This is a genomic window from Bifidobacterium sp. M0307 (genome assembly GCF_016100445.1).
GTDB lineage: Bacteria > Actinomycetota > Actinomycetes > Actinomycetales > Bifidobacteriaceae > Bombiscardovia > Bombiscardovia coryneformis.
In genome coordinates this window covers 1,590,998-1,607,523 of record NZ_JACFSL010000001.1, presented here as the reverse complement: position 1 = coordinate 1,607,523, position 16,526 = coordinate 1,590,998, and the positions used below count along the sequence as shown (strand labels likewise).

10 protein-coding genes and 1 pseudogene are annotated in these 16,526 nt (G+C 59.9%); 4 read left to right on the top strand and 7 right to left on the bottom strand.

Features of this window, described 5'->3' with window-relative positions:
* Nucleotides 1–797 precede the first annotated feature (797 nt).
* A complete protein-coding gene (locus H3V08_RS06710; RefSeq protein ID WP_332461786.1) occupies nt 798–1,790 on the top strand; it encodes a ParA family protein in 993 nt (330 codons plus the stop codon).
* 121 nt (nt 1,791–1,911) lie between these two features.
* Here the strand turns inward: H3V08_RS06710 and H3V08_RS07695 are convergent, their stop codons facing one another.
* Complete coding sequence (locus H3V08_RS07695) at nt 1,912–2,196, bottom strand: hypothetical protein (protein WP_198182166.1); 285 nt, start codon at nt 2,194–2,196, stop codon at nt 1,912–1,914.
* Between the two features lie 352 nt (nt 2,197–2,548).
* Here H3V08_RS07695 and H3V08_RS07690 point away from each other — a divergent pair.
* Nucleotides 2,549–3,263, top strand: a pseudogene (locus H3V08_RS07690) (ParB/RepB/Spo0J family partition protein); the annotation flags it as partial.
* 547 nt (nt 3,264–3,810) lie between these two features.
* Here H3V08_RS07690 and trxB read toward each other — a convergent pair.
* Nucleotides 3,811–4,752: a thioredoxin-disulfide reductase gene (gene trxB / locus H3V08_RS06695; protein ID WP_033491039.1), complete on the bottom strand. Its 942-nt coding sequence runs from the start codon at nt 4,750–4,752 to the stop codon at nt 3,811–3,813.
* A 111-nt stretch (nt 4,753–4,863) separates the two neighbouring features.
* Here trxB and H3V08_RS06690 point away from each other — a divergent pair, with 111 nt between their 5' ends.
* On the top strand, nt 4,864–5,190 hold the full coding sequence (locus H3V08_RS06690; protein ID WP_033491040.1) for a hypothetical protein: 327 nt from the start codon (nt 4,864–4,866) through the stop codon (nt 5,188–5,190).
* A 3-nt stretch (nt 5,191–5,193) separates the two neighbouring features.
* On the opposite strand, the gene H3V08_RS06685 is transcribed toward H3V08_RS06690, so the two are convergent.
* From H3V08_RS06685 to H3V08_RS06665, 5 genes are all read right to left on the bottom strand, one after another.
* Complete coding sequence (locus tag H3V08_RS06685; RefSeq protein ID WP_232340177.1) at nt 5,194–6,360, bottom strand: D-alanine--D-alanine ligase family protein; 1,167 nt, start codon at nt 6,358–6,360, stop codon at nt 5,194–5,196.
* A gap of 1 nt (nt 6,361) precedes the next feature.
* Nucleotides 6,362–7,657, bottom strand: coding sequence for an aminotransferase-like domain-containing protein (locus H3V08_RS06680; RefSeq protein ID WP_198182032.1), 1,296 nt, complete (start codon nt 7,655–7,657; stop codon nt 6,362–6,364).
* 127 nt (nt 7,658–7,784) lie between these two features.
* Complete coding sequence (locus H3V08_RS06675) at nt 7,785–11,975, bottom strand: murein biosynthesis integral membrane protein MurJ (protein ID WP_198182031.1); 4,191 nt, start codon at nt 11,973–11,975, stop codon at nt 7,785–7,787.
* Entirely contained in the window at nt 11,972–14,302 is a 2,331-nt protein-coding gene (locus tag H3V08_RS06670) for a DUF6049 family protein (protein WP_198182030.1), read from the bottom strand. Before H3V08_RS06670 ends, H3V08_RS06675 begins: the two co-directional genes overlap by 4 nt.
* A complete protein-coding gene (locus tag H3V08_RS06665) occupies nt 14,299–15,015 on the bottom strand; it encodes an NUDIX hydrolase (RefSeq protein WP_198182029.1) in 717 nt (238 codons plus the stop codon). Before H3V08_RS06665 ends, H3V08_RS06670 begins: the two co-directional genes overlap by 4 nt.
* An 82-nt stretch (nt 15,016–15,097) precedes the next feature.
* On the opposite strand from H3V08_RS06665, the gene H3V08_RS06660 reads away from it, so the two are divergent.
* Nucleotides 15,098–16,519, top strand: coding sequence for a CCA tRNA nucleotidyltransferase (locus H3V08_RS06660; protein WP_198182028.1), 1,422 nt, complete (start codon nt 15,098–15,100; stop codon nt 16,517–16,519).
* Nucleotides 16,520–16,526: the final 7 nt, after the last annotated feature.

The window sequence follows — 16,526 nt, the reverse complement described above, 5'->3', positions numbered from 1 at the left end:
GGGGGATGGAGCAGTTAGGCTGTCGATGTTTCACGTGAAACAGTCTCATTAGAAAGGTAGGAGATGGAGGATGTAACGTTGCCCTCTGTTCACTTAGAAACAAGTCAATCAAGGTAGGAACGAACAGCAGACATAGTTGGATAGAAGATGTTCTCGATCTCACCCGCTGTCTGAAACATGCTGAGGCGACGTGGTAGCGGAGTTCCTATAAACGAACCTGTTTTAAGGTGGTTTGTTTATGCCCAACTAAAGTGCTAATTTTATTTGGCCATGCTAAAGACTGAGGAGCGCTCGACTATTTGAAGTCTCAGCCGTCGAGTGAGCGAAGTTGCAAAAAACATGTTTCACGTGAAACGTACTCTTCAGAGATATGCAAGAAAAACGGTTTCAGGGTGCTGTACAAGATTTTGAGCTGCAGAACCTCAGAGAGCTTAGTGTTAGAAGAAGACCGAATATGCTCACTGGCGCAATGGGTGAAAAGAGGAGAGCAGAAACTCAAGAGCAGTTATACACAATTTGGGGGACCTTTGAAACTTATCCACAACCGATGAAACGGATCTCAAGAAGAGTGATTTGCGGTCTAAAGAACCACCTTATTTCAACGGATTTGATTCGACAGTCAGAAATAAGTGATAAATCAAGAGGGCCGAAACCTGTCCACACTTATCCACAGTTATACACAACGACTGTGCACAACTGTGGACAATACACATGTCCATGAGGAACGGGAAAATTGTGCGAAGTATAAGGAGGAACGATTGGTGTCTGAATCGAAAAAGAGGGAACCGGGTTCTCAAGTGACCTCGGATACCGGGCAGCGGAGCGAACCCGGATCTGAGGGTATTGAAACCGCCTCCGATATTCTTACAAAGATCTTCTCCGACGGGTCGGGCTCCTCCGCGGGAGCCGAGATGGCCGATCTCAATGCCAGGTATCAGGCACTGCAGAAGGTCACCGTCCCGCAACCTCCTCAGACGCGGTTTATAGCTGTGGCCAATCAGAAGGGGGGAGTGGGGAAAACAACCACGACCGTCAATCTGGCTGCGGCCTTTGCCTCATTAGGGTCCCAGGTCCTGGTTATAGATATGGACCCTCAGGGGAACGCTTCCACGGCACTCGGGGTACCTCACGAAAGCGGCGTCCCCTCCACCTATGACGTGTTGGAGGGCCGATACGGCATCGAAGAGGTCAAGGTTGCATCACCCGGTTTCGATACTCTTGAGGTTGTGCCTTCTTCCATTGACTTGAGCGGTGCCGAACTTGAGGTGGCGGAACTGCCCGAGCGCAATCACCTTCTTAAGAACGCATTGGCGAAGTTCCTCAAGGGGAGCAAGAAGCACTACGACTACATCTTTATTGACTGCCCTCCGAGCCTCGGACTTCTGGTTTTAAATGCGATGTGCTCGGTGAACGAGGTGCTGATCCCAGTACAGGCTGAGTACTACGCCTTGGAAGGGTTGCAGCAGCTCTTGCACACTATAGGGCTGGTTCAGCAGTCATACAATCCGTATCTGGTCATCTCGACCATGCTCCTTACCATGTATGACAAGCGGACCCTGCTCAGCAAGGAGGTCTTCGACGAGGTGCGTGAGCACTATCCCGAGATTGTGCTGAACACCACCATTCCCAGGTCAGTCAAGATTTCTGAAGCTCCGAGTTTCCAGCAGAGTGTCATCACATATGATCCGCGGGGAGCAGGAGCAATTTCATACGAAGAAGCTGCTTTGGAAATAGCGTCGAGATCAGAGCAGGTTTTGGAGCGCATCACCAAGAGGAAGCAAGGGGAGTGAAGAGCATGGCAAGCCGGTCACGTTTAGGTAAGGGCCTGGGGGCCTTATTCCCCGCACTTCCTGGTGAGGACTCTTCGGATCAGGCCACTGGTTCGGAGGATTCAGCAGCTCAGGAGGCCAGTCAGGCAAAATCGGCTCCTGCGCATTCCGGTACCCGAAAGCGGGTTGGCGCCAAACCAACGACAGCGGATTCTGCTGCCTCACCCTCTGCCGGAACCAAGGCTTCGAGTAGCGGGTCGTCAAGTACAAAGTCAAGCACCGCAAAGGCTTCGGCGGGATCAGGTGCGAAGAAATCAAGTCGCAAATCCGCTGCCTCTACGACCAAGACGGACGGCAAGTCCGGTAGTAAAGGCAAAATTACTCGCACTTCCCAGGCACAGGGCAAAGCAAGTGCAAAGAAGACCAAGAGCAGCACCTCGGGGGCGGGGGACTCTGCTGGTGCAGAAGGCGCACAGACCAGGCAGGAGTCTCCAACTGGTACCGCAAAGACGAAGAGCGTTTCACGTAGAACCTCTGCCTCCGGCGGACGGAAGAGCATCTCCAAGATGCCGGATTTGGACAGTCTGAAACATCCAAGCGATCTGTTCTTTGGCTCGACAGTGACCGGTGTTTCACGTGAAACATATCGGGAAATGTCGTCTGCATCCGAGGCAGGGAGTGAAAGCCAGAAGAGCCTCGCGCATTCGGCAACCCGTCCTGTACGGGAAAAAACCGTTGAGTCCGGCAAAGCTGTTCAGGATGCCGTATCCGACCATGACCTGAAGCCGGTCCAAGGCGGATATCTCATGGAGTTGAGGACTGACGAAATCGGCCCCAATGCCCAGCAGCCCAGGCATATCTTCGATGAAGACGAGTTGTTGGAGCTCTCCCGCTCCATACAAGAGGTCGGTGTCCTGCAGCCCATTGTTGTCAGGAAGATTGCCAAGGGTGGTAGTCAAGAACCCTATAAGGACTCAGCTTCCGAAAAGTCGGTGAATCAGCCCGTCGAGAAGAAGACGGGGGCGCTTGCTGGCAAGACCGCCGGGTCGGAAAACCAGGGTCCTACCTATGAAATCATCATGGGAGAGCGGCGGTGGAGGGCCACACAGCTGGCTGGTCTGGAAACCATCCCGGCTATTGTCAAAACCACCGCTGATGACGCCATGCTCAGGGACGCCTTGCTGGAGAACCTTCACCGGGTTGCCCTCAACCCGCTGGAAGAGGCGGCGGCCTATCAGCAGATGATTGATGAATTTGGTCTGACCCAGGAAGGGCTGTCAAAGTCGGTCTCCAAGTCGAGGCCGCAGATAACCAACACCCTGCGACTTCTGAAGTTGCCGCCCAGCGTTCAGAAAAAGGTCAGCTCCGGAGTTCTTTCGGCCGGGCACGCTCGAGCCCTGCTGACGTTGCCCACTGAAGATGATATGAACGCGTTGGCCAATAAGATCATCGCGGAGGGTCTATCGGTGCGTTCCACCGAGGAGTTGGTGGCGCTGAAAACCGGCCAGGTCAAGCAGAAGGCCAGGAAGTCCCGGCCGGATATTTGGAGCGACAGCCCGGTTAGACAGAACCTGGAAAGCAGATTCGATACCAAGGTTGCCATCAAGGGAACGAAGAAGCATGGAAGGATCGAGATCGTCTTCTCTTCCCCTGAAGACATGGATCGCATCCTCACCATGCTGCTTGATGGTGGGCAGAACGGCACGGGCCCATCCGACAAGGCAGACGGTTGGGTCTGACGGGGCGAACGGAGATGCTGGATAGCCGGCTGGCTGCCGCACCCCTTAAGGCAGACAGAAGGTAGGGAACAAAGAAATGAGCTGGGGCTCTGACCGGTTGGGTCAGCGCCCCAGCTTCGTATCAATGATGGCAAAGGTGCCTGCAACGAAGACATGAGGGTAACGGTAATTTACCTGTGCAGGCTGGTCGGCTCCACGGTCCTGACGCGAGGGCGCCGAAAAGGAGTGTGCTTGGTGCTTCCGATCTGCTGCAGAGGGCGAAAGTCAGAACATGCCCAAAAAGGTACCTGGGAGGGCCGCTATCAGCCTTCCAGGGTGTTGAGGTACTCCTGAGCGTCTAGAGCTGCACGGCAGCCCATGCCGGCCGCAGAGACGGCCTGACGGTATACCTTATCTGTCGCGTCGCCTGCAGCGAAGATGCCTGGGGTGGATGTTCGGGTGGAGGCCCCCTCGACCAGGATGTACCCGTCCTCGTCCAGATCGACCTGCCCTTTCAGGAAACCGGTCTGGGGAACAAAACCGATTGCCACGAAGACACCGTTGGCCGGGACCGTGGTCGTCCGTCCGGTGGTGGTGTCGCGGATGTCGATTGAGGTGACCCCGCTTTCATCCCCATTCACCTTGGTGACGACGGAATCAAGGACAAAGTCAATCTTCTTGTTCGCCTGGGCCCGATCAACCATGATCTTTGAGGCACGGAAGCCCTGACGACGGTGAATGAGCTGCACCGAAGAACCGAATCGGGTCAGGAAGTCCGCGTCACCCATGGCGGAATCGCCGCCCCCGATGACCACGATGGGCTTGTCCTTGAAGAAGAACCCATCACAGGTGGCGCAGTAGGAGACGCCCCTCCCCGAGAACTCGCGTTCTCCGGGAACCTCCAATTTGCGATATTGGGAACCGGTGGTGACCACCACGGCTCTGGCGAAGTACTCCTCGCCGCCGTCCGTGGTGATGCGCTTGATATCGCCGGAGAAGTCAACGGAAGTGACATCGTCATACTCGATTTGGGCACCGAAGTGCTCGGCCTGATCGCGCATCTGATCCATCAGGTCCGGTCCCATGATTCCCTTTGGGAAGCCCGGGTAGTTCTCAACCTCGGTAGTGTTCATGAGCTGCCCGCCAGGTGTCAAGGCGCCTGCGATAACCAGGGGGGCATATCCGGCTCTACTCAGGTAAATTGCGGCTGTGTAGCCGGCGGGGCCGGATCCGATAACTATGGCATCATGAACGGTTCGGGTCATGATGCCACTCTATCTTTGAAGCCTGACCGGGTGGCAAGCGGAGGGCGTAACAGGTCCGTCTTCTCTGGCGGGGAGGGGCCGGTCGAGCCGGGAAGGGGATATGGTTGCTGTATGGAGAAAACAGTCATCGTGGCCATCATTACCAATCTTGGTACCTTGATTGTGCTCTTCTGGTTCCTGGGCAGGGTTCAAAAACTCCTGCGTGAGCACCCCTCGCAGGACCAGGGCGACGAAAGCAAGGTCGATGACGGCTGGCACAGCTGGCGCTTCTGGTTGCGGTCCGACGACAGTGAGACCGACCAATCGGCCCAACCCGTTGAGGGTGATGACCGGGCAGAGACCAGCTCTGAGCCAGGAAAATCGGGGGAGGATGGTCCTTCTCTGCGTCAGAAGGGCCTCGGGACATGTCAGGAAGGCCCCGAGGCTCGGCGAGGATAGGTCTCAGTCAGCGCGGTTCTGGTCAAGAACGGACTGCACCAGGGCCGTATAAAGGTCCGGAAGCTCATAGCCGGCGGCCACGGCGGACTGGGGCAGAAGAGAAGTGTCGGTCATTCCGGGTGCGACATTGGCCTCAAGGAACTGGGGTCTTCCCATCTCATCAACGATGAAATCCGTGCGGGAGATGTCTCTCAGTCCGAGGACTCTATGGACAATCAGGGCGGCCTCCTTGACGGCGTGCATTGCCTTGGAATCCAACCTGGCAGGCACATAGAACTCTGTTGGCCCTGGGGTGGTTCTGGCCTCGTAATCATACGTGCCTGAAGGGGTCCAGACCTCCAGAGGAGGCAGAATCAGCGGGTGTCCGTTCAGCTCGAGGATGGACACCGACACCTCGGTTCCGGTGACGGCCTGTTCCACCAGGGCGACCTCTCCGTAGGCGAAGCAGTTGATCAGAGCCTGAGGGAGGTCCTTCCCCTCCTTGACGAGGGTGCATCCCATGGCGGACCCACCCTTGGTCGGCTTGATGAAAAGGGGAAGCCCCAAGGATTTCAGCAGGAGGTCGATAACAGGCTTGACTCCCAATTCCCTGAACATGGATTCCGGCAGGGTGACCGAATGCGGGGTGGCCAATCCGGCCATTCGGACCAGGTTCTTGGCGATGGGCTTGCTCCAGGCTGTACGCGAGGCCTTGGCCCGGGACCCTATGTACGGCAACCCCACCATTTCGAGTATGTCGCGGATGGATCCGTCCTCACCGTTGGCTCCGTGCAGGAGGGGCCAGACCAGGTCGGGGCGTGTCTTCTCATCAGTCAGGAGACCAAGCAGATCACCGTCCATATCCTGAGCACTGACCGTCCATCCGGCCTCTTCCAGGAACCCCTGGACCCGATGGCCTGAGCTCAGGGAGAAGTCGCGCTCATGGCTGAGTCCACCACAGATGACAAGTATGGACTTGTCATCGCGACGGGTTGCCTTCTGCACCAGAGACCCAACATCCTCCTTGGTGGCAGGGGCGATTCCGTTCACATGGAGGGAAGTATGCCCATGGCGGCCCAGTTTCCTGCCATGACGGGTCTCGCTGGCCCTCCCGGCTCCCTCTGCCGCGGCCTGGGACTGCTCTCTCCGGGCATCAACCTGCTCGGGTGCCTTGTTCTGCCTGGTCTCCATGTCAGCCCCTTTCCTTGCGAGTGCCTGTGCCGACCTCTGGTTCAAAAAGACGCACTGTGTCGAGTTCGTTGTCGATGACCGTCGAGAGCCTACGGATGCCTTCCCGGATTCGCTCGGGGGTGGGATAGCAGAAGGAGAGCCGCATGTGGTCGGCTCCCTGCCCGTCATCGTAGAAGGCCGTACCGGAAACATAGGCCACCTTGGCTGTGATGGCCCTGGGCAACATGTCCTTGGCGTTGAGTCCGTCGGGAATCTTCAGCCAGATGTAGAAGCCGCCCTTGGGCTTGAGCCAGGAGCAGTAGGGCAGATACTCCTTCAGGGCCTCATCCATGGCATCGCAACGCTCCTTGTACATCCCCCGGTAGTCGTTGATCTGTGATTTCCAATCGAAGTTGTCGAGATAGGTGGTAATGGTCATCTGACTCATGTTCGATGGGCAAAGAATGGCGGATTCGTTGGCCAGAACCAGCTTCTGCCGAATTCCCGGAGGAGCCACCATCCAGGCCACACGCATACCCGGGGCGATGATCTTGGAGAAGCTGCTCATGTAGACGATCCCCTCGGAGTCATAGGATCGCAAGGCCGGGTAGGTCTGGCCGTCGAAGGCCAACAGTCCATAAGGGTTGTCCTCAACGATCAGCACGTGGTACTTCTTGGCGATCTCGATGACCTTCGGGCGGCGCTCACGACTCATGGTGGCACCCGCCGGGTTGTGGAAGTTGGGAACCGTATAGAGCATCTTGACCTGTTTACCGGCCTTGCGCTGCTCGATGATGGTCTGCTCCAGGACCTCCGGAATCAGACCGTCCCCATCCATGGCCACGTTGACCACGTCCACCTGGAAGGACTGGAAAACCCCCAGGGCACCCACGTAGTTCGGGGCCTCGGCCAGGATTACATCGCCCGGGTCGCACATGACGCGGGTAATCAGGTCGATGCCGGACTGGGACCCGTTGACGATGACCACATCATCAGGCTGAGCGTCCTTGATGCCCTCCAGCTCCATGATCTGCAGAACGTCTTCGCGCAGGTGGGGGTCACCCTGGGCTGACCCGTACTGCCAGGCCACCTGGCCCTGCTTGCGGAGCATGTCGGCCACCTGATCGGCCAGCTCACCGAAAGGCATCCGGCCCAGATAAGGCATCCCACCCGCCAGAGAGACCACTTCAGGGCGGTTTGCCACGGCGAAGAGGGCGCGAATCTCAGAGGCCCGCATCCCTTCGGCTCGCTTGGCATAGGAGCCGAACCAGGGATCGTTCCGGATGACCTTGGACGGGATATTGGGATTATCCGCCATGACTGCAGCCGCCTTCCTGGGTTTACCGCCGCGTCCGATCGGATGGCGCGACCGGCAAGGTTATATGTATCGAAACTGTATTACCAATCGAGGTAACGGGCCAGGAAAAGCCCAATCACTCACCAATTCAGTACACAGAGACGGATGAGAAGTGCAGGGTGTTTCCGGGCATTCCGTCCATGGGCACCCAGATGACCAGATCCTGGGTTTTGACCGGTGCCTTCAGGGTCACGTGGGTGGTTCCTGAAGGGTCGAAGCTGAAGTCTGCCAGAGGCTGGCCCTGGTTGGGCTGGGTGGCCGTGGAGTTGGCGAAGATCTGTGCATGCCCGCCGCTCTGGCGAACCTTGATATCCAGGCGGGATACCTCCTGGGGTTCAGTCAGATGCATGTACCACCCGAAGCCCTGCTTGCCGGCTGGCTGGTTCAGGAAGGTCTCGTGTTCCACCTGATAGGGGGTGGTGTTTACGGACGCGCGGGGCGCAGGGACCTTACCGACCTTCCTGTCTGCTTTGCGGGCGGACTTTCCGGCATGGTGGTCGGCCTGTTTTCCATCCTTGTCGCTCGTTGCCGTCCTGGCCTGGTTACCGGTATCGCTTTGTTCCTCCGAGTCCTCATCGTCCGAGGATTGGCCAGGGAAGGGAACGTTCGACATGACCGGCCATCCGCCATCTTCGGTGGACTCGTGGGGGCGTCGTCCGATAACCGTGGACATGGCCCAGACCAAGGCCACCACAACAACCAGGACGGCCACGGTGATGACGACCGACCGGGTGGTGAAGTGCCCGAAGAGGCGGGTATCGGCCATGTCCCCGTCTTCAAGACCATCCTCCTGCTCGTCCTCCCCGTCGACTCCGTAGGTGTAGGGTGCGGGGGTGGAGTGGGCCTCAGGGGTGAAGCTGGGGGGCAGTGGCTCCATGGCGGTGGCATCGGGGCTGGAAACGGCCCTGGTTTCGGTCAGGGCAGCCCGGCCATCAAGGTTCTTATCCGAACCTGTTCCCAGCGTCGAAACAGCCGAGGCCCTACGGGCACTGTCTACTGTATCGCCGGCCTCCCGAGGCTGGAGGGCCTGTCCTGTTTGCTCGTCGGATTTCTCATCGGGCTTGTGGAAGTCCCACTCGGAGAAGCCTTGCTTGATTGAGGTTTCCGAGGTGGTGCCGGTGCCCAGGATGCCCCCATTATTCTGGTTAGGCGCAATAACCGGCATTCTGCCTGTCACGGCATTGGAATCCTCCAGGCTGCGGGGGGAGGCGGCGGTTCTCAGGCTGCTTACATCCATCGGGATAGTGGATTGGGTGCGGCCTGTGCCGGCATCTCTCCGTTGCCGTTCGTCGAAGAGGGAGAAGAGGTCGCTGCTGGTATCCTCCGGATTGATTATCTCAATCTCGCTACGACCGGGGAAGAGCAACTGGTTGGTGCCCCAATGCGGCTCATCCTGGCTCAAGATACGGGCGGCGGGTATATCGGAGACTGTCAGCTCCTGGGGGAGAGGAAGCACGTAGGCTGAATCGGTCCTGCGAAGGGAGACCGTCTCTACTGAGGCCCGCCCGTCCATATCAGGCCAGATAAGGTCGCTATCGGTCAGCTCCTCGGGCGGTACCCAGGGGCTGAGCAGGGCAGACAACTCGGCCAATGTGACCAGGGGGATGGGTCGCATACCCTTAACCCGGCTGAGGCCCAGACCGCGCTCGCAGACAATTCTGAACTCCTCGGGGGTATCTTCAGGCAGGGAACCGAGGCTGCGCTCGTCGTCTGCATGACCGGAGTGACCGGTCAGCATGTCGTAGAGGACGGTGGACAGTTCCCGGATCAGGCGCTCCTCATCGGTCAGTCCCTGCTCGTGCTTGGTCCTGAGAGGTGTGATCAGGGGGCCAATCGGGGCGTCCGCAAGCACGACCGAAGACCTGGAGAGTCTGATGGTCCTGGTGGATACGGTGTAGTCGGTCAGCCCGACTCTGCCCAGGATTCGCATTGCCTCGGTGGCCTCACCCAGGATGGTCCGCATGGCCTTGTAGCTCAGGGTCTCGGCCGCCGGACCCTGCATATAGTCCTGCAGGGCCAAGCCGGCATCCGGAGCGGTGACGATCAGGGAGACCCCGTCCCTGGTATGAAGCTGATAGACCGGAGTGAAGTGTCTGTCCTTCCTCAGGGCCAGCCCCGAGGTTGTGGTGTTGATCAGGTCGGTGGAGGAGGAGTCGTTGACGATGAAGAGTTGGCAGTCCCTGTCCAGTACCTTGTCACGGGCCCGCCAGGCACTCATACCGGCAGCTCGGCGCATGAGGGTGGTCAAGGTGTATCTGCCGAGAACGGTATCTCCGATATGCGGTTTCATGGTTTCAGGACTCTCGCGAAGGTTGGAGCGCTGCTCCCGAGGGGCGGCGCCACGGTTGACGGGTGGAGCACCCCCGGGATTGTTTGCCCGCAACACCGGAATCCTCTTTTGGGTGGTGCCTACAGGAACAATCCTAACGGGTTCCTTCTCATTTGACGGTTCCTTGGAGCCGCCTGTCGCGGTTTCTTCATCTGATGGGAAGGGCTGTTCTTCGAAGTTCTCCAGAGCGGCATCGAGCCCGACCTCGGCGGAGTCGGGTGAGGAGGAGTGGACCACCCTCACCGACTTGTCGGCAAGGCGGGAGGGTTTCTCAGCCAGGTCGTCAAGACTCTGGACCGGGTGGGTGAGGGACCTGCCCAGCTTGGCGAGCAGAGAGTTCAGGAGCTGGGTGAACTCGGTGGTTCTCAAGGCTATGAGGACCACCGAATAGACGATGCCCACCACCAGGGTGATGATGACGCAGATCAGAACGGCCTGAATCCAACTCATGTGCCCCTGCCGCCCCTGGACCCAGGCTCCGACCAGGTGGGTGACGGGTGTCTTGAGGAAGAGGGCTGCGCCCAGGGCCAGGAGGGCGGCCAGGAAGGCCTTGGCGTAGGTGGTCAGGATACGACGACCGTCCAGGTAGCCGTTGAAGGGCTTACGCAGCATTCTTGCCAGGACCGGGAAGCTGAGGATGTTGCTCAGGGCCAGGGTCGCACCCACCAGGGCCGCCCAATAGCGAGGAGGCGAGAAGCGAATGGCCACAAGGACCAGGATGACCTGGATCAGGTTGGAGACAGCCGCGAAGATGAAGGGGTGGCGGCCATCCTCGAAGGCGTAGAAGGTGCGCTGGATGAGCAGGAAGGCACTCATGGCTACCAGCCCCAGAGAAAGGCCCAACAGGGGACCCGAGATGAGCACGGCCTCATGGATGCCGACCGAGGGGAGGAGGGCCCGGGTGATTGGCACGGGTATGGCCAGCATGACCGTACTGAAGAAGAACATCATCAGTCCGACGTTGCGTAGAGCCCGGCTGAGTTCCTCCCTGGCATCATCAATCCGCCCATCCGACACCGACTTGGACAGGCGGGGGAAGATGGCCGTGCTGACGGAGACGGCTATCAGGGAGTAGGGCAGGATGAAGAGGGTGTAGGCGTTCTGGTAGGACCCGTTGCCGGCTATGTCGAAGGGGTTTCCCTCCAGGGGGGCGCCGTTGGTGATTCGGGCATTGACCACGTTGGCCAGCTGGTCGATGACGACCACCCCCAGGCTCCAGGCCGCCACTGACCCCATGGAGCGCAGGCCCATACCCCGAAGACCCCATCGGGGCCGATACCGGAAGCCACACTTCACCAGGGGGAGGAAGAGGATCACGGCCTGGAAGGCCACCCCCAGGCTCCAGGCACCGGCGGTCAGCGCGACCTTGCCGTTGTCCCAGAAGGTGACCGGCTGCCTCTGCGCATTGCCGAAGAGTTTGATGAAGGCCATGAAGCCCAGGCAACTGATTAGATTGGCACCGACCGAGCTCCAGGCGTAGGCCGTGAAGCGGCCCTTGGCTGCCAGGATCTGCCCCAGGACCGTATAGAGGCCGTAGAAGAAGACCTGGGGCATGCACCAGAGGGTAAAGGAGTTCGCCAAGGCCCGCTGTGCCGGGTTCCACTTGGAGTTCAGATAAATCGAGGTCAGGGCCGGCGTCGCCAGCATCAGGATCAAGGTAAGCCCGGCCAGGAGGACCATGGAGACCGTAATCAGCTTGTTGAGACGGTCGGTGGCGTCCTTTTCCTTCAATGTCCGGACGATTTGAGGTACCAGAACGGCGTTGAAAATGCCTCCGGAAATCAGTGTGAACATGACCTGGGGAATCATCGCCCCGGTCTGGTAGGCGTCAGCGGCGATACCGGTGGTCCCGATGGCCGCGGCCAGGAGGATGGTGCGAATCTGCCCGGTGACCCGGGAGGCCGCAGTACCTGAGGCCATGATGACTGAATTACGGCCCACAGAGCTCATTCGTCTGCATCCTTCTTGCGGTGGAACTGACGCCAGAGTCCGCACAGGCCCAGCAGAACGGCGATTACCACGATGATAAGGCCGCTCATGTCGCTCAGGCGGAGGTTGCTGGTGATGTGTGCCTGCCTGGTCTGGCCAAAGGGTTTGCCGTCACGGTCGATCAGGGAGATATCGACATTCGCCTGACCCGCCGTGGCGACCCTGACCTTGAAGGTGACCTGGGCCTCGGAGCGGGCCGGGATGATGGTATCGGCCGTGCGGGAGGTGACGATCTCCATGGAGTCGGTCTTGGCGCTGACCCTGGCATAGACCGGATAGGGGTGGCTGTTGCTGATTGTCACCGGCATCGAGGCGGTTTCGCTCACGACGGTCAAAGACTCGCTGGGGGTGATGCTGATTCCGTCCAGGAGCTGGTTCGATATGGCCCGAGCCTGGTCGGCCAGGCCTGGTGCGGACCGGATACCAGCCATGGCATGCAAGGCCAGGCAATCGTGGGCCTTGGTGATCCGCTCCAACCAGTTGGCGGGGTCCTTGGACTGACGGGCGGTGGTATCCGCATCCTGTCGTGCCAGGGCCTGGCTGTCGGACTTGCCGGTCGTGGCACTGGCGGTGGGGTGTGAGGAGGAGGGGTCGGCCAGGATGGCTTTCGAGAAGCGGGTGATGTCGTTGCGACTGTTCGTCAGCGAATCCAGGGTACCGGCGATGTCGGAGTCCAGCTTCTTGCTTGACTCGCGGTTCTCCTGAAGTCGGGAGGCACCGAGACTGTAGTCGTCGGCCTTGTCCAGGGTTTCCAAGGAGCCTAGGGATATCCAGGGCGCGTGTTCCAGCCCGGCCATGATCTGGTCAACCTGCTGGGAGTTCTGGCTGGTTTCGAAGCAGACCATCAGGTCGCGCTGATCGTAGGGCTGCTCCATCTGGTAAAAGGCGCTCTGAGCCATGAACCTGGCAACCTGTCCGGCCTGGGTCCGTTCTCCCGAGGCCTTGGTGGAGGTCGGATTCCCCTGGGCCAGATTGCTCAGTTCCCGCTGGGCCGTGAGGACCGTTACCTGTCCGGCCTGGGTGTCGACCGTGAACTTGCCGGTGTGGGCCGAGGCCCCTGCTCCAGCCTCGAACCCTCGGGGGGCTACGACATGGGTGTATCCGGCCTTGCGGGCTTCGGTGACGGATTCGACGGACCACTCCTGCCTTCCCTGCCAGGCGTAGGCATGGTCTGTTGCCACCTTGCCCTGATCCGGGTGGGTCCTGGCATAGAGGTCCGCTCCGGTCTTGGCGCTCCATGAATCCGGGGAGATGCCGGCCTTGAGGTATCGTCCGGCATCCTGCCCGGCATAGGTGCTGATGTCGAAGTCGGCGGGCTGGATGAGGCCGTTGATCTTCGGGTTTCCGTCGATGGCCGTCAGGTAGGTCGGGTCAGCCAGGACCTGCAGGGTGGGGTGCCGGTTCAGCAGTTGTCGCTGGGTTTCCTGGGTCTTGGTCGCTTGGCGGCTGAGGGTGATTACCTTGCCCTCGTTGGTTCGGGTGGAGGACTGGTCCTGTTGGTCCTGGGTCCTGGTCGCCGAGGGAGAGGGGGAAGATCCGTTGCCTCTGTCGGCCTCCTTTTTGGCGTCCTCAGCCACGGCCTCGTCGGTCTGGGTCATCAGGGCCTGCATGTTCTTGTCCTCCACCGTCCACTCCGAGGTGGTCAAGGGGAGGACCATGGTCATCGACATGGCGGGGGTTCCTGAGTTGGGCAGGCCATCCCAGGTCCTGGTGAGGAAGGTCCAGGTCTCTGCAAGAATTCGATTGTCCTTGCCGGTCAGTGAAAGGCGTACGGGCTTGGGACCCCAGGTCACCATTTTCCTGAGGCCCCCCGCGTCGGCAGGCACGGTAACGGTGACTTCGGCGCTTTGCCCGGGCTTGACGGAGTCCAGATCCCTGCTGTCCAGATTGTCTGGTGTTGGTATGCGTGTCTTCCCCTCGGACCAGGACTGCATGTCCGTGCGTGAGCTGAACGAGTAGAGGGCGTTGGTCCCGACCGTAAAGGTGGAGTCGCGCAGCTCCTGGCTCTCCAGGTTGGTCACGGTCGCCTTGAGGGTGTACCCGGACTTGTCGGTGACCACCGGGGTGGCTGATTTGAGGCTGATTTGGGCCTGATGCCCATGGTCGTCGCCAGGGACAGCCATGGCGGATGGCAGGAACATGCCCGGGGTCGCCCCCAGGATCAGGGCCAGGGTCAGGAGGAGTGTTCCCAGGATTGTGATCCAGGACGTTGCCCGCGCAGCCGATTCTTGACGGGCACGGGTTGACTGGGGGGTGCGCCGCCCAGGGCGCAGTGGGCTCTCGGTCATATCTGCTTCTTGTACTTCCTCGCGTACAGCCAGGCTATCTTCCGCTCATTGGGGTAACTCAGCACCGAGGCCAGATCCGAGAAGTCCACCCAGATGGCATCCTCAGCCTCGTGGTCCGGGTCGCCCTCAACGCTCAGGGTTCCGCCGATCATCTGCAGGACGAAATGATGCACCAGCTTGTGGACCCGCTGGTTGGTTCCGGTGAACCAATAGTCTATCGTGGCGATCGAATCGGTCACCTGCCCCAGGATTCCCGTCTCTTCCTGGACCTCACGGACGGCCGTCTCCTCGGGCGTCTCCCCTTTTTCGATATGCCCCTTGGGTAGGCACCATTCCAGGTGTCCCGACCGAGAATGGCGGGCGATGATGGCCACCCGCTCCTGGTGGTCGAAAATCAGGCCTCCTGCCGAGTACTCCCTGACCACGGGGAGTTCCTGGGCATCCAGGGACGCGAAGGTGGCCGGCTTGCCTGCGTTCTTGTGGCGAGGCATCAGGGCGGGGGTTGGTGTACCGTCGGCGGCTTCCTCCTGTTCCAGGGGTTGCCGGGCGAGGTGGCCATCGCGTAGCAGGGGGTCCAGGGACTCGCCCACCGAATACAGGAGGGGCGATCTCGGACCGGTCTCCCGGGGGGCATCCTTCGATTTGGAGGCATGACTGTCCGCAGGGTCGGCGCTTTGCGAGAGCATGCGCGCAAGGTCTGCGGGCGTAATCATAATTCCACTTTACGTAGGTTAATGTGCAGGTGGGGTAACGGTAAGCTAGTAGGCGCATGAACTCTATATGGAAAGGGTGAGCGTGGATTTCCAAGTCTGGCCCGAGGCTATCGAACTCGGACAACTGTTTGCCGATCAAGGATTTGAACTGTCGCTGGTGGGGGGTCCCGTCCGTGACCTGCTCCTGCATCGGCCATCGCACGACCTGGATTTCTGTACTTCGGCCCGGCCCGAGGAGTTTGAACCGATTCTGCACAAGTGGGGTTCCGGATTCTGGGACATGGGCCGCAAGTTCGGCACCTTGGGAGCCATGCGCCGCCGCCCGGATGGAACGGAAATCAAGGTCGAGGTGACCACCTATCGCAGGGACACCTACGATCCGGACTCGCGCAAGCCTGACGTGGATTATGGCGACAGCCTGGAGGGGGACCTCTCCCGAAGGGATTTCACGGTCAACGCCATGGCCCTGCGGGTGCCGGACCTGGTTTTCGTCGACCCCTATCGGGGTGCCAATGATTTGGCCAAGCAGGTGCTGCGTACCCCTGTGGATCCCGAACAGTCCTTCGAAGATGATCCGTTGAGGATGATGCGGGCCGTTCGTTTCGTGGCTCAGCTGGGTTTCACCATCGCCCCTGAGACGGCCGAGGCCATAACCCGGATGACCGACCGAATCAGTATCGTCTCGGCCGAGAGGGTCCGCGACGAGTTGACCAAACTCATGCTGAGCGCCCATCCCACCAAGGGAATCGAGGCCCTGGTCGAATCAGGTCTGGCCGATATCGTCCTGCCCGAGATTCCCGCCCTGGAACTGGAGCTTGATGAGCATCATCGCCATAAGGACGTTTTTGAGCACACCCTGATGGTGGTGGATCGGGCCATCGCCCTGGAGACCGGCCCAGACGGACCTGTGCCGGCCCCTGACCTGACCCTGCGCCTGGCGGCTCTCCTGCACGACATAGGCAAGCCCAAGACCAGACGTTTCGAATCCGGTGGGAAGGTGAGTTTCCACCACCATGATGCAGTCGGTGCCCGAATGGCCCGTACCAGGTTGAAGGCCCTGCGCTTCGACCACCACATCATCGATGACGTCTGCGACCTGATTGGCATGCATCTGCGCTTCCACGGGTACGTGGACGAGCGGTGGACCGATGCTGCCGTCCGGCGCTATGCCAAGGAGACAGGACCGCTCTTCGAGCGGCTGAACCGCCTGACCAGGGCCGATGCGACCACCAGGAACAAACGCAAGTCCCAGATATTCTCGGCCGCCATGGACGAGTTGGAGGAGCGGGTGCGCCAGCTGCGCAAGCAGGAGGATCTGGATGCCATCCGACCCGACCTGGATGGCGGGCAGATCATGGAGATACTGGACCTTCAACCCGGACCAATGGTGGGCAAGGCCTACCGGCACATGCTGGACTACCGCCTGGATATGGGGCCGGTCGATCAGGACCAGGCTGTGGAGGAGTTGAAGAGCTGGTGGGCCCGGGAGGGAGCCGAGGACTAGGCCCTGG